Origin of the sequence: Clostridium sp. DFI.1.208, from assembly GCF_024463855.1 — a bacterium.
In the GTDB taxonomy this organism is placed as follows: domain Bacteria; phylum Bacillota_I; class Bacilli_A; order Erysipelotrichales; family Erysipelotrichaceae; genus Clostridium_AQ.
Window position 1 is genome coordinate 52,879 of the sequence record NZ_JANGCA010000003.1, and the last position, 24,351, is coordinate 77,229.

The following is a 24,351-nucleotide window of genomic DNA, read 5'->3' on the forward strand; positions in this document are numbered from 1 at the left end:
TCACTATTCCTGCGTTTTTGGTTTGAAAATCATAAATTTACAAAATACGTAATTGCCTATAACCGTAACAATGCTGACAAAAATCTTCGCTATATTTTCATTCATTGCTGCTAACTGAATACAGACAAACAGCAGAAGACTTTCCACAACAAGTGTTACAGCACGCAGAGACACAAATTGTATAAATTCAGCTTTCTGATCATTTCCTTCACTCTTGAACACATATTTTCTATTCGCTATATAGGCGAACAGCACTGCAAATATCCATGCTATAACATTTGCTATCAAATAATGAAGCTGTATATGTGTACAAAAGAAATACACAACAAAATTCACAAGAGTTGTTAAACCACCAACAACAACGTAGTTTAGCAGTTCTATTATATTTTTCTTCTTCTCATCCATAAAATACCTCTTTCATACCTGCTTAGCTTATATACGCTATTTATAAGAATACGCCATTTCCCTTCTATTTTCCAGTCTTTCATCAGCATTTAGTAGTAAAGTAATCAGAACTGATTATATAACTGAACATTTATAGCAAAAAAAAGCCAAACTTCTTCTTTATTTTAACATTCATGATTTTTGTTTGCTATCAGCTTTATCTTAAGGTTTCTTAAAAACTGCATATCTTATGCATTAGTTTCATTGTTCCCATGATTCTGCGATTCATTCTGCAATAACCAATGGCAGCTCTAATACAACGGTAAAGGTATTCTCTTTTACATCAATATTCACTGTTCCATTATGCATCATTATTATTTTTTCTACACTTTTCAATCCAATTCTGTTACTTTCTACTTTTTCATCATCTATGCGAATCTGATTACTCATGTATAACTGGTATTGATTGCCTTCGCAAATTCCACGCACAATGGCTGTAGCACTGTGATCTGCATATTTATGCATATTGGAGAATAAATTGTCCATTGCTCTTTGCAGCATTTCAATATTACATGCAATCTGATAGTGTTCATCCTCCAGTGTATAGGTGATATTCATATCATCCTGCTGCATAAATTCAATATTTTCTCTAATATAATTCAATAAATTGGAAAGCGGCTGTACTTCCAGATTCAGAGATTCTTCTTTTTCAAACACCAGAAAATACTCAAACATTTTATCGGAAAGACTGCGAATCTGTTCTACCTTTAACAGAGAGCGATCAAGATATTCTCTTTTCATTTCCACACTGCCTTCCCGATAACGTATCAGTTCCAGATAGCCAAGTAAAGAGGTTAAAGGTGTACGCAAATCATGAGATAGTGTTGTAATCAATTCCTGATTTGCTTTCATCGCGATTTTTTCATTTTGCATGTTGTTATAAAAGCTCTTCTGCATACTACGCAATTCGTCACTCAGCTGACCTATTTCATCACTTCCATAATACTGGAAGGTATGGCTCCAATCTCCGCCTGCCAAAATAGAAGTATCCTTTTGTATTAGTTGAATAGCTTTGATTTTGTTTCTCATAAACAGTTGAAGAAATATTAGGAGGTAAGAAAACGAAAGAATGACAGATACTATCAAATAGGGAAAAGTATAATTCAAATAGGGATAATAGTTTATACTTAATTGAACAAAGCCCTGATCATTCTCCATTATATAAGTATAGTTAATATCAGCAATTAATGCATACGTATGGTTTAAAATGTATAAATCATTATTCTCATACATCTCATTCATATATGAATATTCATATATTTTATCTTTTTTATTAGGAATAACTTCAATGAACGAAAACGTTGTATCAGGGAGATTATTTTTTAATATTTTTTCAATTTCTGTGTTATTTCCCTTACTTATATCTATATTACGTAATTTCTCCTGGATGACAGCTGCTTGCTCATCCAGTGCATGTTCATATAATTGTAGTTCTCTCATAAATGCAATAGGAACATCACGACCTATATATAAGAATACAAGCATAAAGGAAACAAATAGAATTGTTCCTATACTAACGAGGAGAAGTTCTGTTGATAATTTATGCAACCGTTGTAGCTTAGGTTGGTTCCATAAGTGATATAAAACCGTTTTTAGTTTACTATTTTTTTGTTCATACCTGTATAGTATTATCATAATGAAAGAGATTATAATTGCATTAACTAGACAAAATAATCGATAAGCATTTAAATAGCTCGTTATCTTTGGATGAATTTGTACACTTAAAATCCCTCTAGCAAACGTTATATCTATTGTTTCCCTGTAATGCTGTGTTTCCTCGATATAATCATATCCTGTCTCATATACATGAACTTTCTTTTTTTCGCCATAAATAGTTGACCATATATGATAATCATAGTCCGGAAACAATTCGTTTAGCTTATTTGTGACATCATTTATATTTTCAGGATAAATATATTTCTCTTCTATAACAGGCTTTAGCTTCTTTTCCATGCTTTCCTTGGTTTCAAATTCTACATAGCCTTTTTTATATAAAAAGTCCAATACATCATAACGAAATGCATACACAGTGAAAAAGGTGATAGCCGCAACGGTCAATAGGACATATGTTTTTAAAAACCAGCCATTTTTTCTCTTATTCAAAGCGATACCCCTTTCCCCATATCGTCTTAATATATTTCGGATTTTTGGCATCCTCTTCTATCTTCTTTCTGACGTTTCGGATATGCACCATGAGGGTATTATTTGCAGATGTGAAATAAGGCTCGTTCCATACAGATACGAATAATTCCTCTGCAGAAAATGTCTGGTTCCTGTGTGTAGCCATGAAATGTAAAAGCTGATATTCCAGATCTGTCATTGCGATCTTCTCTCCTTTTACATATACTGCCTCATCGCGTTCTTCAATGCGAATATCCCTGATTTGAAGGATACGATAACGCTTCTCTATTTCCGCCTGCTTTCCCTGATAGACCATAAAGCGGCGCAGCATCGCTTTTACACGCACCAATAATTCTGAATAGGAAAACGGTTTGGCAAGATAATCATCCGCCCCCTTAAAGAAGCCCTGCGCTTTATCTTTCTGTGTACCTTTCGCTGTTAGAAACAAAATTGGTGCATTACTTTGTTTACGAATCTTTTCACACAGCTCATATCCATCCATGTAGGGCATCATGATATCCAAAATGTATAAATCAATATGTTCGTTCATATACTCCAATGCTTCTCTACCGTTTCTCGCTTCTGAAACATCATACCCTTCCTGCGTAAGCAGAACACGGATAATTTCACGGATTTCCTTATCATCATCTACAACAAGAATACGGGACTGTTCCATATGTATCACCTCTTACCTATAAGTATACAGAACTTTTCGAATAGGACGAGGATTTTTTAAGATTTCTTTATATATGAAAAACAGATCTGTGTTTTGTCACTGACCTGTTTCTTCTTCTATTTCTTATGTTTCAAACGCTGCATGGATACTTTCCGTTTCAGATAAAGTGCTATAGCTATCAGCAAAGAGAGTATGCTGATCATAATTCCAGCGCTTTTCCCTGGCATTTGATATGTTATTTCTACACTATGATGTCCTTTCTTTATCGGAAATCCAACGAATGCTGTATTTACTTTTTCATATGCTATTTCTTTGTTATCCAAACGCACAGTAAATCCCTTATCAAATGGAATAGAGGTTACAAAATAACCGTCATCTCTAACGTCTATTTCTCCCTTTAATACATTATTACCTGACATACGCTCACCTTTTAATGCATCTATGCTCTTATTTCGCTCTGTTAAGACATTGTCATCCATAAGGTATGCCTTGGGATTTTGAATTGTGTAAGCCCCTTTCTCCAATTTTAAAGTGATATCTCTCCATGGCTTGTTTCTATCCAGAACATAACGAAAATTATTTCTATTGTTTCCATATAAATCACTGTTTGAACCTCGCTTGTTCACAATGCCGTTAATTTCGATACCAACAACTGTTCTCGACGGTTTTTGAATTTCAGTAATCGGAAGATCCAAAATAAGCAACTGCTCGTCAATGCTTTGATCCAATCGTAAGTTTATCGTGCTTTTTTTACTTACTGTCAGTTGATAGCCATTTTCAACTTTCTTCACAGTAACAGAATCATCCATGTGCAAAAGCTTATATGAAAGTTGCACTTCCTGTAGACTGCTCTTCCACTCTTTCACTTCAGCTCTTTCAATAACCGCATTGTTATATACGGCTTCCATAGAATAAGGATATTTCAGTTCTTGAAATTGCTGTTTGGATAACAATTCTGATGTTGCGTATCCCATCGGCAATACATTCTCATTAACAGCTACATAGCCGTTTTTATCACCGGACAGGATGTTGTAATGCAATGGAACAGTACCCTTTCCATAAAGATACTTAACAGACATCATTGACTGAAAGAAAGAATTTTTTTCTGCGGTGATGGTTGCATTATTCGTGCTTGGTCCCGGCATTCCCATCACCTTATCCGTAAAATAGGAATAGTCCTGATTTCGGTTTGAAGAATACAGAGATGTTTTATACATTCTGCTATCCAGAACCTGATTACATGTACGTAAAGCATAATGAAGGTCATCAAAGCGATAAAGAGAAGAATCCTGATCCAGCACAGCTTTAACCTGTGTTTTTTTATCCGCATTCTCAAATTTTGCAAGTTGTGATTGCTTTACGAAATTCTCAACTTTATTTGTTGGTATTGTTAAAAGCAAAGGAAACAGCAGATATATGCCGAAAATATATTTTTTTCTTGTACCCGTATATAATATAAAAATCCCTGAACAAAAGAATGCGTCTATTAAGTACAGAAGCTTCAGCTTTTCCAATTCAATAAAGAAATAAGGAAGAAATAAAAACGGTAAGATCCAAAGCAGCCTGCGAGATGGTTTATTTTCCATTTCTGACAGCATTTCTGCTAACATATAGCCAATAAGTGGAATCATAGGAATCAAAGACTTTTCCCGTACATACTGCAAACCATTTAGGAGGTAACAAAACAATGGTAGGACAGTAATCAGTAGAGTCATGATACCGAGAGCTCGTTTTTCTTTGGAATTTCTGAAAATAAAATATACCATAGCTGCCCAGGCAATCACACACATACCCGCAGAATACGCATTGGATCTGAATCCGGTATAGGTGAGTGCGCTGATATCCATGTCCGGCTTCAACAACTCCATAAGTGTAGGGGATTGGATTGCTTCTCTGGTATGACTGAACATCATGATTACCGTTGGAAGGAGAATGAAACAGCTGATGCCTACACCGATAAGCACTTGTCCCAGCAGCTTTCCTATGGTTTTAAAAGACTCCAGATAATCAATTTTTTTCTGCATTCGCAGGATTTCATATATTGCATAGATACCACACATAAAGAGAGAACTAACGCTGTAGAAATAGCTTTCCAGAATCATCAGTACAATACCGATAATCATAAGAGCGCTTTTCTTTTTTTGAAGATAACGTTGGATTCCGATAAACGTCAGTATAAGCCATGGCATATAGTTGATAAACATCACATGCTTATGCGTATGAAACAGCATGGGACCTGCACATAAAAAAATAACCGAAGCAAAAAATGCAGCCTGTTGAGAAATGTTTTGTTTCCGTATCCAGTAATAAAACAATTCCGTGCTTGTGATTGTGAGAGCAATGCTGCTGATCATAATATAGGTAGACATCTTGATCATCGGGAACGCATAAGACAGCAATATCTCCGGTCGCAGCAGCCCATAATAAATAAACTCTGCCATATTCTGACCGGCTCCAAGCTGTAATGAAAAATCCGGATACAGCTGTCCTGTTTGATAAAAATTCTCACGGAAATAGTCTGCAAATGCCACATGCTGACTCAGCCAGTCCGTTATGGAACCATATACAAGCTGTTTACTTTGCAGTTGCATAAAGAGAACACCTGTTATCAGAACAATGAGTATTCCCAATACTGCCATATTACGTATATCATTTTTTTTCATTGCATTCCAACTTTCTCTAATTCTTTACTATTATTAACCTCTATGATTATATCATTCTATGAATTACGGCTTTCCTTTTTTTCCTTAAATATTCTTAAATTTCATCGTATTTTTTTAGATGCCTAACGGTACAATAATATGAAAGAAGGAATAATATAAGAAAAATCTTCAATTACTCCTTCGTATATAACTCATGATTTTTTCAGCTGTTGATAAATAAAGCTGCTGACTCTTTTCGTACTTTCTCCATCCTGATACATAAAATACGTATCCTTAAATGCTTTTATGGATTTCTTATCATATTCTTTTGTACAAAGCTCTTCCATCAGGCTCTCTGCTGTCTGACATACCGGAAAGGGTATCGATTTCAAATCTATGTTGAAACCTAGTGTTTCTCCATATTCTGCAAGATCAGGTGTATAGAGAATGACTTTTTTCTCCATAATTGAAAAGTCAAACAAAATAGAAGAGTAATCAGTAATCAGGCAATCTGCTACTGTATACAGATGATTCAGTTCTTCATCTGTAACATTCAGAATTCGCTCACCACTCCCAAGACTGACATCACGCAGCAAAGGATGCATCTTATACATAACAACATAATGGTCTGGTAGCTTGTCAATCAGTGATGAAAGATCTAAGTCCACATGTCGCAGCCCCTTTATGATATTACCTCGAAAGGTTGGAGTATAGAGGAGTACATACTTCCCCCGCAGTACAGGGTATTTTTCCAGTAGTTCATTTTTATATGCAAGCCTGCATTCCTTTGAAAAAAGAGCATCAGTCCGTGGTATTCCTAACGGTAGCACCTGATGCTCATTTACACCAAATGCTTTCGCATATACCGGTTTCCACTCATCGCTTGTAGAAAGAACAAAATCATAGTTTTTTATCTCATACTGTCTATCAATTTCATTACCAAACTTCTTTACAGCACCGCATGCATGCCATACCTGAAGCACCCTGACCTGTGGTCGTTTGAAATGAGAAACCACATAATTGTTATCGTTTAAAATAACTACTTTGCTTGTATTGATAATAAATACCTGTTTTATACAATTCAGGAAATATAATAAATCACCTTTCATCGTCTTTTCAAACTTTGTGAGAATATAACGTATTTCAATATCCGAATATTGCTTAAGTTCAGCATCCAAAAGTTTGAAATCACCCGTAAGTATTTGCGAGGTTAGTGTTACAAAGGTGATTCTATTTTGTCTGACTGGCAGGCACTTTGCCAGTTGATAAAAAAACCATAATACCGTATGGAGAATAAGCTTTTTTAATCCCATGTCCTCATCTCCTGTTCTGTGAATCAATATATTTCTTCATACCAAGTGTATATCTGCTTTTCTTGTAATCAACACATTCCTTCACCTTAATATTTGGTAAAATTCGATGAAATTCGCGGCGATATGCCTCCATCCCAAGAAATCTGTGCAATAGTCTCTTAAGTTCTTCTTTAAGCGATAACTGCATACGAACATCCATCACGATATAATCAAGGCATTCATGAAATTCCTGATACAGCAGCTTTTGCGTAAGTGGAGTGAAATCCTGACGATCCATAACTGCTATTGCACTACGATCCTTCGCAGCTTCCTTTAAATATCGGATATCCTGTAGCCGCTTTATTTTCGGTATAAAGTACACTGTACGCTCTTTATTTTTATTATCAGCAAAATCGATAGTGGAATCCACAGGTACCTTCTTCAGGCATACAGCAGGATCAAAAACGGCTTTTGATTCAAATACATCCGCATATGCTTTCCATGCGTCTTTACTGATCTCCACTGCTTTCTCTTTTGTAATATATTGCTGAAGCTGTTTTAATGATGCCGCCTTTACAAATGGAAGATCGTCAACCGAAAAATACATACCACGATCTCTAGCATATTCTTCAGCATCATAAACAAATAATATGACAGGTCTCTTTGTCAGTGCAAAGTCAAACAGCACACTGGAGTAATCTGTTATCAACATATCGCACCCCATCAGAAATTCATAATTATCTACGCCTTCAGGAAAGGAACGTATATGCTGATACCCTTGAATCGGTATCACATCTTTTACAAGAGAATGCAGATTGACATAAAGCATCTGACGATCATCTAAAATTTCATCCAATGCCTGCAATATCTTTTTCAATTCTTCTGCATAACCGGCTATTTCCAGTGCAGTACTTGTAACGCCCCTCCATGTCGGCATATAGGCAATCATTTCCATATTTTCTGAGCCATATCGTTTTTTAATAGCTGTCGTTTTCTCATGTTCATGGAACACAAGATTGCGAGGATATTCTGCTGTATAGGATAGCCCGGTAAATAAATTTGTCAGATTATAGTCTTCCATCATCCTCTGTTCGGTAAATACATTTGGAAACAGAAGCATACTGCTTTGCAGAAAGTTCCGCTGTATATTGCTCATATCCTGAATACCGTTTTTCATTTTCTTACCTAATGTTTTCCATGGTGTTCCATGCCAGGTATTCAGGTACACCTGTTCATCTCTTCTGATGAAGTATGGTGGAAATGTAACATTATTAACAAGGATTTCACTGGTTGCCAGAGCCATTTGATATGCTTTGCTGTAAACAGGAACAAGTATGGCATTCTCAAGTCCGTGCTCCTTCAGCAACTGTTCATGCTCCTGTCTATTTTTTTCAGTTGTTGCGATGTATATTTTGTCAACCTGTTTCTGAAGCTGTTGTGCGATATAGAAGGGTGAATCTGAAACGGTTTTTCCCTGAAAGGATTCAATCAGTGCCTGCCCCTTTATCACCGAATACTTTTTACAATATGCGTGATAGGCATACCTTGTAATATAGGAACGCTTGCTTACCAGTCGCTTACAGCTACGCATTGTTTTTTTGACAGCCTTCATACAGGTGAGTGCACTTTTGGGTACAAACATATACAGATACCAGAAAGCTTTATATGGCACCATATGCTTAATTCTGCGATTCTTATATACATCCTGAAAAAAGATAGTGTTGGTTTTCCAGCTTTTAAAATTCCTGTTCATGTGATTAAATCCGGTCTTGATCATAGCTCTTTTTAGAGACAGATTATGATACCCAGGAAAATCTTGAAAACGCAACAGCATATGCTTCAGATTAAGAAAACACAAAATATCCTGATATCGTTCAAAAGCATTCTGCTTTTTATAATATATATTTACCATTTCCATAGACTGAAACATTTGTAATGTCTTGCTGCTGTAGGTTGCAGTAATTGCTCCCTCCCGTTTCAGAATGTAGTAGTATAACGGTTCATCAACCTTTGAAATTTTATTCGCATGTAGAAATAAAGTCCAGGTAACCGCCATATCTTCATACAGACAGCCTTTTGGATATCGTATCCCGGTTTTCATGAATAATTCACGTCGATATAGCTTATTCCAGGCATATGTAGCGTTCATATACAGCAATCGGGGATTTTCCTGCAGGCTCTTGTCAAATTCCTGTAGATTTCCTTTTTGAAAATGTCGAAACTGCCCACTTTGTTCTTGTACGCCATAATATCCGCAAACAACAATATCCGCGTTTTCCTGCCTCGCTTTCTCATACAGCTTCTGATACATCTCAACATCGGTATAGTCATCGCTATCTACAAAGCCAACATAGGTACCACTCGCATGCTCAAGACCATAGTTTCTAGCGTCGGAAAGTCCACCGTTTTCTTTTTTTAATGCGATTATTTTATCCGGATAAAGAGAAGAAAACTCATCAATAATTTTCTGTGAGTCATCCTTCGTTCCGTCGTTTACCACAATGATTTCAATATTAGATAATGTCTGATGAACCAGCGTGTTCAAACAGACGCGTATATATTTTTCAACATTATATACAGGTACGATTACACTGACATCTACGCTTTTTGTCATACGCATCTCCTTACTGCTCTTATAAGCTGTCTGTCCACTGTATTTTAACACAGTAACGATTAACAGACCATCCCCCAACCATAATGTGACTGGAAGATTATGTAAAGAAGTCAGTGTCAATAGACACTGACTTCTCACTTTCAAACGACAGGCTATTACATTCTTTATCCTGATGTTTACTGATTTTGCATGACCCTTTGATAAATCTGCTCGGATGCCGTACCTTTTTCATACTCACAGAACTTCTTACGGAATTTCTGCAGAGCCTCATCATGATCCTGAGCAACTTTATCAATATTCACAATACTCTGTATTACCTCATCGGATGTTTTTAACAATGGTCCTGGTGCTTCTGCAACAAAATCAAAGTTAAATCCACGCAGAGTATCTCTGTAATCTTCCAAATCATACGTGAAGAACAGCATTGGTCTATTTAGAATTGCGTAATCAAACATTACTGAAGAGTAATCTGTAATAACAATATCAGACGCAAGATAAAGCTCCTCAACACTTGGATAGTTACTTACATTGATTACAAATTCGTCCAACATATCTTCCTTCAGACCTTTAACAGCAAAAGGATGTATACGCAGCATCAGAACATAGTCATCCTGGATCTGCTTTTTCAACTCCTGAATATCAATTTTCATATTGAATTGATTGCGTACACGCCAGGTGGGAGCATACATAATTACCTTTTTCTCTGGTGAAATACCAAGCTTTTTCTTGATATCTGCAATATCCTTTTCATTGTTTTTTTCAAACAACACATCATTTCTAGGATATCCTGTTTTCAAAAATTCTTTCCTGAATGCGTAGCAGCTGGACGTAATGCTCTCTGCCTTGCTGCTCTGCACAACCAGGTAATCCCAGCGGCTGCATTTTTTAATAAATTTCTGACGTGCCTCTTCTGTAGGAAGCTCCCCTGGAACATCCAGGCCGAGTGTTTTCAATGGTGTACCATGCATGGTCTGCACTTCTACCTGTTTTTTCCGCTTTTTAAAGGACTCCATAAAGTTTACATTATTCACAAAGTATTTTGATGTAGCCATATAATAGTGATAACGCAGACTCTTTCTACGTACACGAATTCCATTTCCCTCAATTGGTGTTCTTTCATCAACAAGAGACCATACGCAGGTATAATCCGGATGCTCTTTATCCATGTATTTATAAAACGCCTTCGGATTACAGTGGAACTTCTGTCCCCACCAACCTTCAAATACAATCCTTTTTTTACGTACCGGCAGTATTCTCAGCATCGGATATATGAATAATTCCACAAACTTACGTCGTAGCTTATTACTCTCATACCATTTCCATTTTCTTGTGACCTTTACAATCATATCCAGATCCATATTTGGATATACACTATAGTAATAATCATTATATGGTTTTCTGGAAAGCTGCGCTACCGCATCAGCCGCAATGGTGTGCTTTTGTACGGAACCGTCTTCAAATTCATACACAATATACGTTTTCCATTTGTCTGCCACCATGTTCTTTGTGAATGCATCATCACGTATAGGAATGATAGCAGCTACAGTTACAGAGCTTCCTTGAACATTAGTTTTTCCAGAAACTGGTGACATAGTCAAACTACTGCTTTCGCCCTTTAATTCAAAATACGCATTTTTCAGCTTATCTGCATTACACAGTCTGGTTTCTACTTCCATACCGATTTGTTCTTCTACCCAATATAGGCTTGTCAGAACAGAACGATGTGGTTCCCCTGCAAGGTTCATATAACCGGCATCATCACTATATACGCGAATCAGCTGATCAGTCGTAAATGCATAACGACTTAAACGCAGATCATTGCTGGATAATGCCTTGCCTCCCTGTGCCATAATAACCCCATGGTCTGCATGAAAAGCATTCAGATCAAGCACAGCGGTCTGCATATCATTTCCTTGTTCGACTCTTAATTCATTCACAGCATCATCACTTTTGCAAATCAATGCTTGTTTTGATAGCTGCGTTTGCATAATCAATTCACGATCAGTAACAGTAAGCTGTTGAACCTTCACATCAATTGATTCACAATTCAGACATAAATCATACCCCAGATTGTAGTATGGAAGCACTTTTGTATCCTTCACATTCAGATATTTTGGCCGTGCATCATTTCCGGAAACCGGTCCACCCGCATAAAAGGATGTATGTATTCCTTCGCGATCATACTGCAGCTCCACTTTCAGAATACCATCTGCAATTTTCTGTATTTCCGGTCTGCTGAAATCAATTTCAATTTCAAACCCGCTCCATTTATAGTTATAATAACGCGCTTTACGGTTGCTTTTATCAACCTTTAATCCATGCCTTCCGCGAACACCATTGGCCTTGCACACAGTTAACGGTACAGATACAGATTCTTTTGTCGCAACATTTAATAAAGTAGCCTTCAGCTGCTGTGCATGTTTGCTGGAACAGGTTAATCGTTGAATAAAGGAATACCCCTTTACCATCAGCTTATTGTCATTCCAGTAAACCTGCTGCAGAGACCTTGTCTCAGGATATAGACGAAGCTCTTTTGTCATATCATAATATTCTTCAGGGAAATCATGGAATGGAAAGTCTCCGATATAATGCATTTCGCCATTTACTTTTTTTCTTTTGATTTTCAGTGTACGATAAGCGCCCTTTTCATAAGCCAGCAATTCCAAAAGCCGCTTCTTATTCCCTGTTTCTATCAGATGATATTTCATGCGGTCGATTGCCTGTAAGTCCTGAAAAGAATCCTTTCGGAAATCCTTCATATATTCACGGATTACTTCCATCGCATAATCGATAAATTCATCATCAGCTGTCAGCATTTCCTGTATATAAAGCTTTAAATCAACAGACATCCATTTATAATCCTTCATATAAAGCGCATGATCATCACTTACATGTGCATTATAAAAATCATCAACCATATGCATAATTTTCACACGATCCGTGAAATTCTTCATTTCTGTACGGTTTTGTGTAATTGATTTATTCGCTCCATCACGTTCACGCCATAAGTATACGATTTCATTCAATACGGAAACGGCATTTGCATAAAAATGCAGTGGCATCGTCACTGGAATATCTTCATATAAAATCTTCTCAGGAAATTTAAAATCATGTTCCTTCCAAAAGCTGAATTTAATCAATTTATTCCAGGAAGTGGTATCATATATCAACTGCGGAGTTTCTAAAATGCTTGTCTTATCATAGGCATCACGAAATGCTTTTCTATGAAGTCCGGAATTATATATTTTTCTGGAATTAAAACGCTGTACATCACCGACAACCATATCATTTCCTGTTTCTATAGCCTTTTTGTACATCGCTTCATATGCGCCATCTGGCACAATATCATCAGAATCAAGAAAGATAATATAATCACCGTGAACAAACTGTATACCATAGTTACGGGCGTTCCCTAATCCCCCGTTTTCCTTCAGATAATAGAAAAAATTGTCATAGTTCTTCGCATATTCCTGAGCAATCACTCCACTGATATCTGTAGAGCCGTCATCAACCATGATGACCTCCAGACTATCGATTGTCTGGCGAACCATGGATTCAAGACATTCCTCCAGATACTCTGCGACATTGTATATCGGTATAATGACACTTACTTTATATTTCGCTGACATTCTTCTCCTCCTCACTACTTCTGCTTCAATTCACTCTTAATCATAGTGGAAGATATGCCTTCCGTTCTTGGCAGATAAACAACATCACAATATTCCTTCAGGAAATCAAATTTTCCTTCCCAGTCATCTCCCATGACAAAAACATCAACATCATATTTCTGTACATCCAGCTTCTTCTGTTCCCAGTTTTCTTCAAGAATAACCTCATCAACGTAGCGAATAGCCTTTACGATTTCCATTCTATCAACATCTTTAATTTGACAGACCTTCCCCTTTTCACGCAGATTAAAATCGTCACTGCTTACTGCCACAATCAAATAGTCTCCTAAAGCCTTTGCCCTTTTCAAAAGATTTAAATGGCCAATATGAAACAAGTCAAAAGTACCATATGTAATTACCTTTTTCATGATTTTCTCTCTCCTTTGTAAATTTATGTATATACCCTATAACCTTATTTCTACAGCTTGTGAAACAGCTTGTCAAGTAGAGAGGTTTTTTCATCGATGATCAAACGTTCCTTAAACTTCTCTTCCAGCATTGCTTTTTTCTCTTTATCGCTTAATTTGTTTAGTTTGTCTACATAGGCGGCATAATGATCGCAAATCGTATCAATATCACCGGTTTCCACAAGCTTTCCACCTTCAATCCATATGCCAGATTTACAGAAATCACGAACCTGTGGCAAGGAATGTGAGATAAATAAAATCGTTTTATCCTCTTCATCCCTCAGTTTCTTCATTCGATTCAAACATTTCTGAGCAAATCCTTTATCACCAACAGATAATGCCTCATCTACAATAAAGATATCCGGATTCAAAGCCAGAGATATAGAAAAGCCAAGACGGGCCTTCATACCACTGGAGTATTTTTTCACCGGCTGATAAAGAAAATCCCCCAGCTCTGCAAATTCAATAACGCCATCTGTTATCTCACGTATCCGCTTCTTCGTAAGTCCAAGTAACGCACCTTTAACATTAATATTTTCCAGTCCAGTCAGCTGGTTGTTTAGTCCTGTATTTATAGAAATCAGTGCCTGTTCCCCATTGATTTCCATTTCTCCACCATCTATATCGGAAATACCAGAAAGAATAACGGAAAGGGTAGATTTACCGGAGCCATTGGTACCAAGGATACCAACAACGTCACCTTTTGGTATATTCAATGTAATATCCTTTAAAGCAAAAAAACGTTCATTTTCACTTTTCTTACCATCTTTTTTCTTTAGTTTATAAATTTTAGAAACATTTCTCATTTCTACAGCATTGATACTGCTGTCATATATACTCTTTGCCATATACACCTCCTGCTAAATCATATCAATAAACTTACGTTTAAATTTATACATAAGGGCACATCCGATCACAAATAAGATTATAACGACTGCCCAGAAATAAAGGGTCTGAGCCGGATGATCCAAAAATGTTTTATTGTAGAATATAGAATCGCGATACCCATTAACGATATAATATACAGGATTCAGTTTCATAATTTTATTCAAGAGTTCATGATAGGGAACATGATTACCAAAATGACATTCCCAGATAACGGGAGAAAAATACATCAGCATTCGCATCAGTGAAGTTATCAGTTTACGAATATCTCGCCAGAGCATAGTTAAAACAGATAAAATCAGCGAAACGGCTTCAACAAATGCAAATGCACATAACGCATAATAAAGCAAACCAAACCAATAGATATTCGGAAAAAACCCATGAATCGCCAGTGTTACAAATGCTATTAGAAGCATACAACCATGGTTAAAAAATTCTTTTGCACAAATGGTAGCCGGCAGAACACTGACTGGGAATTTCATTTTCGTTATTACATTTGTTTTTGAAAAAACAGCACTACAGCCGTTCTGAATACAGGGCTGCACAAACCACCATGCCGCATAGCCTACGACCAGCCATGGAAGATAATCAATATCACCGATTGGTTTCTTATTCCATGCGACACCGAATATCAACCAGTATGTAAATACCTGAATTGCCGGGGATGCAAAGTTCCAGAATATTCCGAACTTGGAATCGCGCATATCTGCCAGTAATTCATATTTCGCTATACAGAAAATACGGTACAGATTAGAGAAATTTTCATTTAATACATACCTTATACTTTTAAACATAGATCTAACTCCTTTGAATTTCACAAGAAATCATATTGATTATACTACAAATGATATCTATAAACTAGATGTTTTTCATTTTTCTGTTCTTTAACATGATTATTCCATAATCTCCTTTTACCTCAAAAAAAAACGTACGTTATGTTCTTTTCATCCAGTATACACAAAATTCGCTCCTTTATTCTGACCCAAATGATAAAGCATAGATACTATACTACTATCATCTATTAAGAAAAAGAATTATGAAAAAACCTGGAAGCTCATATTTTATGAAATCCAGGTAACTTGTTTTTTTATTGATTCTGGAACCCCCAGCTGTTTATGTAACCAATCCATTTGCCTTTGCTGTAGCAGGAATAATACAAGCTTCCATCTGGTCTAGCCAGAGAACGCTTTATAGTAAAATTCTGATTCTTATATTTTGTCATGCGTCTTACCCACTTATTGGAAGGTGCGTTGTAAAGCCAATATTTCTGTGGGTTTGGTGTATTGAATTTCCTAGTATTGTTGGATCCCCAGCCAAAGTAGGTATCTTTTGTCACATTGTTTTTTAATGCATAGGAGTTTACATAACCTATCCATTTTCCGTTATAATAAGCTGACCAATATGATGTCCCTTCATCATTGACATATTCTCTTGTAAGCAATAAAGGCTTATTGTTATAATTTTTCATACTGCCAAGCCATTTCTTTTTGAATGGATCGTAGCGGTAATACTTCGAAGCATTCGGCGAAGAGAAAACCTTAACCCTTCTGGATAACTGATAAAACCCTTCCGTTTTGCCGGGATATGTAAACAACTGTGAAAAAGTCGCGTTACTAAAACGCCATCCTTCTTTATATTTATCTGCTGTTCTTACAACAAAACGATAAGTTTCCCCTGGCTTTCCTTTTTTGAAAGTATAGGTAGTGTCCTGCTGTGATGACAACCAATGCCATGCTTTTGAATCTTCTGTTTGATAATATATACGGTATTCAGTCGGCCTTGCAACCGGATTCCAACTTAATTTTACCTGGTCTTCCTGCACATCGACCTTCAGGTTTTGCGGGGTCTGTGCTTTGTATATTTTTTCCATCGGTATCGCGGAAGTGGTTAGATGATTTCCATCACTTTTCACAACAATGGTTCCATTATCTGCTGTTGAATAAATATCTGCATATGAGAGATCACGCCGTGTTCTTTCTGCCGGCAGAGCATTTAGATTATTGCCCGTTCTTCCATTCGTTGAAGCTACTGCAATACTGGGCTTTACCTGTTCAAAAAATTCATAATTTCCAGAAACCTCGGAATCACTTGGCAAATCACCTAGATTCAGATAGCCATGGTGCGGAAGCTTTAGATAATCAACCTGTAGAATATTTTTGCATTGTAGCAGGTCCTTTAGATTATCATCTCTTTTTGCCATTTCCTGAAGCTGTGAAAGCAAAGCAGGAGCGCTGGCAATCAGTTTTTTCTGACCTTCCCGCTGCAAATCGCCGGTTAATAAAAACGAAGTATTCTTATAGTCAATTCTTATCACTAATGAACTATTGTTTATTGCATCAATGCTCGTACCCTCTGCTGGATCCGCTGAGGTCAGAAATAATACACGCGCCTGCTCATCGCCTTCCCCCAGCATAAAGTAATCTCCTGCACGAGGTCCACCAAAGCTCATAAATGGATCAACAAGTCCATCATCCTCGCGTGCAAGCTGCGCATCCATCAATTCAGACTGGTATGCTTCATAATAGGAGTCTGTTTCAAATGGAGCTCCCCAGAACATCCTTGTATTTACACCAAAATAGCGATTCATAACAGGAATGAAGCCACCGATATGATCGTAATGTGGATGTGTTGCAATCATGACATCCAGTCCTGATTTTCCTTTGTCTGCTGATCCTTCCTGCATATTCACGGTTTGAATACCCTGTGACTCCAGATATTTTGTGACAGTATTATCCGGATTTTCTACAATCAGCTGCTTCACTTTTTTTTCGAAAGGCATCCGACTGCTCTTTGCTTATCTTGTTATTCCCCATAAGATAGCTACTCAATGGACTTCCATAACTATTTCCCTTTTCTTCTGCTTCAGTAGAATAGCCAGCATCGATCAACATTGTCTGTCCCCCGCATTTGACCAAAGTCGCATCAGCATTCCCTACGCTGATTGTATGAATTTCAAATCCGCTATTTTCAGCAGCATGAACTTCATTTTTCTGAAATGGTGAAGCTATATTCATTCCCAGTGCCAGAAATAACACCAGAAAGCTGATACCAATCTTTCTCATTTAAATCCCCTTTCTTACATACATAGTTATTATAACGCAATCTTATCAACAATATCAACTTTATATAAAAATTTCCTTACTATTATTATCACTGCTATAATTACTCTTTATATAAAAAGTCAGAACATCTGTATATTCTATTCCGTTCTGACTCTTTTCAATTATGCATTTATCATGCTCCAAAATACCAATCCTTATATCGAATAAAGTTTTCATATGGAACCATGTGATCGAAAATCCTGTGTGCATACCCCTGGGAAAGATAAACCTCACTCATTAAATTTTCCTTTGCCTGCGCATCCTGTAGGTTTAATGCACCGGGTATGGTATGATTCAAGAGATAATTCATTTTATAAAATTTTCCGAAATATTCCAGCTTATCCGTTAGCCCGAGCTTAACACATTCATTTGTCACCATCATACTCGTAAATTTATGTTGAATATGGCCGTACTCACCATCCGGATTATGAGTGATAATGGAATCCCATTTTTTATAATTTAACACATAGTCAATATCATTTCGGATGGGATCTTTGACTTTTTTCCAGTTATTCTTCACATGTTTGGGATTATCCGGATAGTTAAGGATGATCCCATAATTTCCTGTCAGCTCCATCGCCTTTTCAAATTCCTTTTTCCGAACTTTATTATTTCCATTTGTCAGACAGATGATTAGGTATTTATCTTTCACAATATGATCTCCAGCCCAAAGTGTTTCATCATCTGGATGCGCTATAATCATAACATTTTTTATCATTTTCGCCTGTTGGCTATCGATTTTAAATGACGCAGGATTCAATTTTTTTGTAACATTTTTAATACTCACAGTATTGCTGCCTTTATAGACGATTTCCTTTATGTCCTCTTTACTCTGTATGTATCGTTCCGTAATTCGAAAGGTTGCAGTATTCGTAATTGCTAAAAGCAAAACCACAAAAACAGCTATTTTCAAATGATACTTACGCTTGTTTCGTTTCCTCATCATCATCACCTGGTCTCATTCTAACATAAAAAAAAGTCTACACATCTTAATATATCTTAAGTTATGTAGACTTATACTTAATAACTATTAATTTTTAAAAATTTATCTCGGACTTTAAATCGCGAAGCATTAAATCCCTTGCGGAATCCTCCGGATTTTTATCCTCAAACAGCACCTGGTAAATCTCATTAACAATCGGCATGTCGATTCCCAGACGTTTGGAATTCTCATGCACCGCCTTCGCTGTTCGGACACCCTCCACGGTTTTCGTATTATTATCCCAAAAATACTTTGCACTATTATGCTTGCCGATATCATAGCCTGCCTGAAAATTTCTGGAATGCTTACTCGTACAGGTCACAATCAAATCTCCAATACCTGTCAGCCCCATGAAGGTTTCCTTTCTGCCACCTAATGCAACACCATACCGTGTCATTTCCATCAGTCCACGGGTAATCAAAGCCGCCCGCGTATTATCACCATATCCAAGACCATACAAGACACCACTAGCCAGTGCAATCGCATTTTTCACTGCAACCCCGATTTCACTTCCTATTTCATCTGTCCCGGTATAAATTCGCAGATAATCATTGGAGAAGAGCTTTTGAATTTTCTGGGCATCGGCTTCCTTCTGCGATACCGCACATATTGTTGTCAGCATACGGATGACAACCTCCTCCGCGTGACTTGGACCAATCAGTGAAACCACGCTGCTGAGATGCTCAGCACTTATATTTCTGCGAATGACATCAGACATTCGATCAAAGGTCTCTGGATGAAATCCTTTGGATGTATTAACAATGACAACCTTATGATCCAGCAAAGCATCAATTTCCCTACACACGCTTTCCACAGCAATCGTCGGTATACTTAAAACGATCACATCCGCATCCTTTACAACCTGTATATCAGTCGTTGCCTTAAGCGCCGGATGCAATTCCACTCCATCAAAATATTTTGCGTTCTGATGGTTTTCATTGATATCCTGAATCTCACTCTCACAATTTCCATATATCATCACATCTTGTTTATTATCACAAAGAACCTGGGCCAATCCGGTGCCCCAACTTCCGCTGCCTACTACAACTGCTTTCACTTTATTCCCTGCCTTTCGTAAGGTCAATGCTTACCTGATAATCATTATACACATTTCCCCGCAACCCGACAACTGTTTTTCCGAAGCTGCCGCTGCAATCATTTATTTTGCGGCTTTTTTGACAGGTTTCTTACGTTTTTTCAATTCGAGCAGCACACCACCAAACGCAGGAACATCCACCTCGATGGTATAAGGCAGCTTGTTGCTTTCCTTTTCAACAGCCTTCGCTTTTCCAAGCTCCTTGATTTCTCCCCCCCAGATATCCTGTTCTGTATTCAGTAGCTCATGATAAACACCCTTTTCCGGCACACCGAACGCATGCTTCTTATAGGTATTCGGAGAGAAATTCAGAATAACAACGTAATAGCTGTTTTCGTTTTTACGAAGATAGCTGAACATATTTTCATCAGCATTGTCCGCATCGATCCACTGGAAGGAAGACCAGTCGTATTCTGTTTCATACAATACCGGTGTCTTACCATACAACTCACCAAGCTTCGCAAAATACTTGTGGAAAGCATCGTGCATCGGATATTTTAATAGATCCCAATCGCATTGCTTTTCTTCATCCCACTCACGGAAATGCGCCAGCTCATTTCCCATAAAGTTGAGCTTCTTGCCCGGATGCGTGAACATGTATAAATACAAAGTGCGCAGCTGTGCGAATTTTTCCTCATAGCTTCCCCATATCTTATCTACGATGGTTTTCTTTCCATGCACAACCTCATCATGAGAGAATTCCATTATAAAGCGTTCGGAATAGAAATACGCCATCGAGAAGGTGATATTATTGTGATGCCATTTCCGATAGATTGGATCCTTTTCCAGATACTTCAAAGTATCGTTCATCCATCCCAGATCCCATTTATAATCAAAGCCCAGTCCGCCATCCTGCGTCGCCTTTGTCACGTTCGCAAAATCACTGGAATCCTCTGCAATCAGCATTACACCTTTGTATGCCTCAGATAAATGATAGTTCATTCGCTTGATGAAATGCAGTGCTCCTTCATTTTCTCCCAAATCCTTATTTCCATGCCAGTGTATGATATTACTGATGGCATCCATTCTTAGGCCATCCACATGATACTTATCAATCCAGAAGGCAGCCGCCGACATCAGGAAGCTGCGCACCTCTTCTCTCCAGAGATTGAAGTTCGCTGTTCCCCATTGGGAATCCGCATCACATGCCTTCTCATATTCATACAGTGGTGTTCCATCAAAATACGACAAGGAGAAATCATCGCGTACGAAATGGACAGGCACGAAATCCATAATGATTCCGATGTTGGCACGGTGACATGCGTTGATCAGATACATCAGCTCCTGTACACTTCCATAGCGGCTGGTTGCGCTGAAATATCCGCTGCACTGATATCCCCAGGAACCATCGAACGGATACTCATTCAGCGGCATCAATTCGATATGTGTAAAATGATTCTCTTTTACATATGCAATCAATTCCTTTGCGATGTCCTTGTAATTCACCCACTCCTGATCTTCATCCTTTTTCCAGGAGCCCAAATGCATCTCATAAATATTGACTGGCTTATCAAAATTCTTCGTGCGCTGTGCAAGCCATTTTTCATCGCTCCACTTCTTATAATCCAGATTTGTAACGATGCTTGCCGTATTGGGACGCAGCTCGGAATAAAAAGCATACGGATCCATCTTATCGACAATACGCCCGGTAGCCTGTGTTACCCGATACTTATACATATCGCCTTCTTTTGCTTCTGCCACAAACAGTGACCATATGCCCTTATCATCCTTGCGACGCATCTGATGTCCCTTACAGCTCCAGTCATCAAAGGAGCCTATGACCTGAATGCTTTGTGCATGCGGTGCATACACCGTGAAGCGGACTCCTTTTTTCCCCCGTTCTTCACACAGGTGTGCACCGAACAGCTCGTAAGCATCCAATGCACAGCCTTTATAATAACGATCCATAATTTTATTTTTCATGAGTAGCCCTCCAGTCTGTAACTACTTATATTTTACTCTATTTCAACATGAAAACCTATAGGTTTTCCTCTCTTTTTCATAAAATTGTAATGGGTTACATTACTTTTTATCTATTTGTATACTATTTGTGAATTGCCTGATTCAAATAATAAACAGGCTTTGAAACTCAAAGCTTTTCTATGCGGAAGTCTTGACAGGGAGAGATAAATGCAGTATGCTGTATACGAAGATAGTTAGTTTAATCTAACAAACAAGGAGGAATCCCCATGCTGCTGTCTTTACTAGCATTAACCATACTGACAATCGCATTGCTGAGCACCCGAAACTATCTGCTGCACAGCTATCGTTAGACATCATATAAAACAGTAAGTGGTGAGTTCATGATCGAACTCACCACTTTTTTATTTGATCATTTCTGCCATCGCATTCTGGAATGCCAGCGTTTTCTCATGAGCATTATCCAGTGATGTTCCCTTGATACAATAATAGAACTTGCATTTCGGCTCTGTACCACTTGGACGAATCGCAATCCAGCTGCCATCCTCCAAATAGTATTTCAGAACATCTGATTTTGTAAATCCGCAAAGCTCCTCTTCTTTTCCGTTTTCAATGATCTTGCTTTCTTTATAGTCTTCAAAACGCAGAACCTTCACACCGTTGATGCTTTCTACGGAAGTCTTTCTCAGCGTTGCCAGAATTTCCTGAATACGCTGTGCACCAGCCTGACCCTCCAGCTTTAATGATGTCTGACTTTCTTCATAGAAGCCCAGCTCTGCATACAGGTCATACAGTACATCGACCAGCGTCTTACCCTTAGCCTTGTAGTAGCATGCAGCTTCCGCCAGCATCAGACATGCCTGCGGCGCATCCTTATCACGCACGAACGGCTTAATCAAGGAGCCATAGCTTTCCTCATATCCGAATACATATTGCTTCTCATTCGTGATTTCGTATTTTGCCACCTTTTCACCGATAAACTTAAATCCAGTTAGTGTCTTTTCTGTGGAAACTCCATATTTCGTGGCAATTTTTTCACCCAGATCACTGGTCACCACGGTATTGAACATCACCGGATTGTTCGGCATACGATCCTTTGCCTGCAGCTGAGAGAAGATATATTCAATCAATACAGCACCGCTCTGATTTCCGGTCAGCAGCTTGTATTCCCCGTCATGCTTTACACCAACGCCCATACGGTCGGCATCCGGATCACAGACAAGAATGATATCTGCATCCTCTCGCTTCGCATATTCAATCGCAAGCTCGTAGCTTCCGGCTTCTTCGGGATTCGGTGTCGGTGTATTGGAGAAATCAGGATCTGGAGAACACTGTTCTTCCACAGCGACAAAGTGATAGCCTGCACGCGTATACACTTCCTTCACAGGGATATTTGCAGTTCCATGCTCCGGTGTAAAAATTATTTTCACATCATCCTTATTGATATCTGGATTCAGCTGAATGCTTAATACATTTTCGTAATACTCTTCGTCAACATCCTTACCGATAACCGTGATCAGCTTTTCCTGCTCTGCTGTAGGCTCTGCCTTGATGGCAAGCTCATCCTCGACAGCATTCACACGGTCAATCACCTGCTGTGCCAATGCCGGTACCAGCTGACATCCTTTTTCATCATACAGCTTGTATCCGTTGTATTCCTTCGGATTATGAGAAGCGGTAACCATGATACCGCCAAAGCAGTTAAAATGACGGACAGCGAAGCTCAGCTCCGGTGTTGGACGTAGACTCTCGAACACATAGGATGCAATGTTGTAGGTCGCAAGCACCTTAGCGGAATCCATAGCGAATTCCTTTGACATATGGCGGTTATCATAGCCAATGGCTACCCCGCGTTTCATCGCAGCTTCCCCGTTTGCGCAGATATATTCTGCAAAGCCGACATTCGCCTTGCGGATCGTATGCAGGTTAATACGGTTTGTGCCAGGTCCCAGCAGACCTCTCATCCCCGCTGTACCAAATTCGATGGTTGTATAAAACGCATCGTTGATCTGACTCTCATCCATCTGTTCCAGCACTTCTTTATAAGAAGGATCCAGATTTGGGTGGTTTAGCCATTTTTCATAAATATCTTTCACCATAAACTATCTTCCTTTCTGTTGATTGCTGGTTTTATTATATCATAATCTTATGGTTTTTTCTGTAAAAGTTTAGCGAATGTAAGCGATTACCACATTTTAAAGGGTTAAAATAAAAAAATCAGTCTGCTAACCAGAGAATTGCCTTGGATTTTGGCATGGATTTCATACAAAATAAGGAAATGGGCAAGCAAAAAAACAGGAATTTTCATAGCTTCCTGTTATCTATCTTCAAGAAACGACTTGATCGTATCCGTTTTTTCAGAATTCCTATAAGACAATCCGTTTACATGCATCTTCTATAAGTCAGCTTACCATAATGCTGGCATTTGTTTTGACGACTTGAAAACGGATATGTTCCAAGTATGAAAAAAAGGATCAAGAGCACCATCCCCGTTTTACAGGTT

Annotated in this window: 16 protein-coding genes; all 16 read right to left on the minus strand. The window is 38.1% G+C overall.

Annotation, left to right across the window (positions count from 1 at the left end):
- Positions 1–3 precede the first annotated feature (3 nt).
- The gene (locus NE665_RS02515; protein WP_002606029.1) at positions 4–405 is read right to left on the minus strand and encodes a GtrA family protein; all 402 of its coding nucleotides are present in this window, start codon (positions 403–405) and stop codon (positions 4–6) included.
- A gap of 264 nt (positions 406–669) precedes the next feature.
- Positions 670–2,547 carry a HAMP domain-containing sensor histidine kinase gene (locus tag NE665_RS02520; RefSeq protein WP_117442160.1) on the minus strand — a complete coding sequence of 626 codons (1,878 nt, stop codon included), beginning with the start codon at positions 2,545–2,547 and terminating at the stop codon, positions 670–672.
- Positions 2,540–3,241, minus strand: coding sequence for a response regulator transcription factor (locus NE665_RS02525; protein ID WP_117442159.1), 702 nt, complete (start codon positions 3,239–3,241; stop codon positions 2,540–2,542). The genes NE665_RS02520 and NE665_RS02525 overlap by 8 nt, the downstream gene beginning before the upstream one ends.
- Before the next feature lie 116 nt (positions 3,242–3,357).
- Complete coding sequence (locus NE665_RS02530) at positions 3,358–5,904, minus strand: YfhO family protein (protein ID WP_117442158.1); 2,547 nt, start codon at positions 5,902–5,904, stop codon at positions 3,358–3,360.
- A gap of 191 nt (positions 5,905–6,095) precedes the next feature.
- Positions 6,096–7,196 (minus strand): CDP-glycerol glycerophosphotransferase family protein, encoded by a 1,101-nt coding sequence (locus tag NE665_RS02535; protein ID WP_117442157.1) that lies wholly within the window; start codon positions 7,194–7,196, stop codon positions 6,096–6,098.
- A 4-nt stretch (positions 7,197–7,200) separates the two neighbouring features.
- Positions 7,201–9,789 (minus strand): CDP-glycerol glycerophosphotransferase family protein, encoded by a 2,589-nt coding sequence (locus tag NE665_RS02540; RefSeq protein ID WP_233104507.1) that lies wholly within the window; start codon positions 9,787–9,789, stop codon positions 7,201–7,203.
- Between the two features lie 176 nt (positions 9,790–9,965).
- The gene (locus NE665_RS02545) at positions 9,966–13,418 is read right to left on the minus strand and encodes a bifunctional glycosyltransferase family 2 protein/CDP-glycerol:glycerophosphate glycerophosphotransferase (protein ID WP_117442156.1); all 3,453 of its coding nucleotides are present in this window, start codon (positions 13,416–13,418) and stop codon (positions 9,966–9,968) included.
- A gap of 14 nt (positions 13,419–13,432) precedes the next feature.
- Positions 13,433–13,825: a glycerol-3-phosphate cytidylyltransferase gene (gene tagD / locus NE665_RS02550; protein WP_002606035.1), complete on the minus strand. Its 393-nt coding sequence runs from the start codon at positions 13,823–13,825 to the stop codon at positions 13,433–13,435.
- Between the two features lie 50 nt (positions 13,826–13,875).
- Entirely contained in the window at positions 13,876–14,712 is an 837-nt protein-coding gene (locus NE665_RS02555; RefSeq protein ID WP_117442155.1) for an ATP-binding cassette domain-containing protein, read from the minus strand.
- A gap of 12 nt (positions 14,713–14,724) precedes the next feature.
- On the minus strand, positions 14,725–15,543 hold the full coding sequence (locus NE665_RS02560) for an ABC transporter permease (protein ID WP_009270644.1): 819 nt from the start codon (positions 15,541–15,543) through the stop codon (positions 14,725–14,727).
- Positions 15,544–15,836: 293 nt separating this feature from the next.
- The gene (locus NE665_RS02565) at positions 15,837–17,528 is read right to left on the minus strand and encodes a fibronectin type III domain-containing protein (RefSeq protein WP_256302448.1); all 1,692 of its coding nucleotides are present in this window, start codon (positions 17,526–17,528) and stop codon (positions 15,837–15,839) included.
- Positions 17,479–17,811 carry a hypothetical protein gene (locus tag NE665_RS02570; RefSeq protein WP_233104509.1) on the minus strand — a complete coding sequence of 111 codons (333 nt, stop codon included), beginning with the start codon at positions 17,809–17,811 and terminating at the stop codon, positions 17,479–17,481. The genes NE665_RS02565 and NE665_RS02570 overlap by 50 nt, the downstream gene beginning before the upstream one ends.
- A 172-nt stretch (positions 17,812–17,983) precedes the next feature.
- Complete coding sequence (locus NE665_RS02575; RefSeq protein WP_238134637.1) at positions 17,984–18,799, minus strand: PIG-L family deacetylase; 816 nt, start codon at positions 18,797–18,799, stop codon at positions 17,984–17,986.
- 88 nt (positions 18,800–18,887) lie between these two features.
- A complete protein-coding gene (locus NE665_RS02580) occupies positions 18,888–19,889 on the minus strand; it encodes an NAD(P)H-dependent glycerol-3-phosphate dehydrogenase (RefSeq protein ID WP_178760181.1) in 1,002 nt (333 codons plus the stop codon).
- A gap of 102 nt (positions 19,890–19,991) precedes the next feature.
- The gene (glgB, locus tag NE665_RS02585) at positions 19,992–21,851 is read right to left on the minus strand and encodes a 1,4-alpha-glucan branching protein GlgB (protein ID WP_117442152.1); all 1,860 of its coding nucleotides are present in this window, start codon (positions 21,849–21,851) and stop codon (positions 19,992–19,994) included.
- Between the two features lie 401 nt (positions 21,852–22,252).
- The gene (locus NE665_RS02590) at positions 22,253–23,947 is read right to left on the minus strand and encodes a phospho-sugar mutase (protein ID WP_117442151.1); all 1,695 of its coding nucleotides are present in this window, start codon (positions 23,945–23,947) and stop codon (positions 22,253–22,255) included.
- Positions 23,948–24,351: the final 404 nt, after the last annotated feature.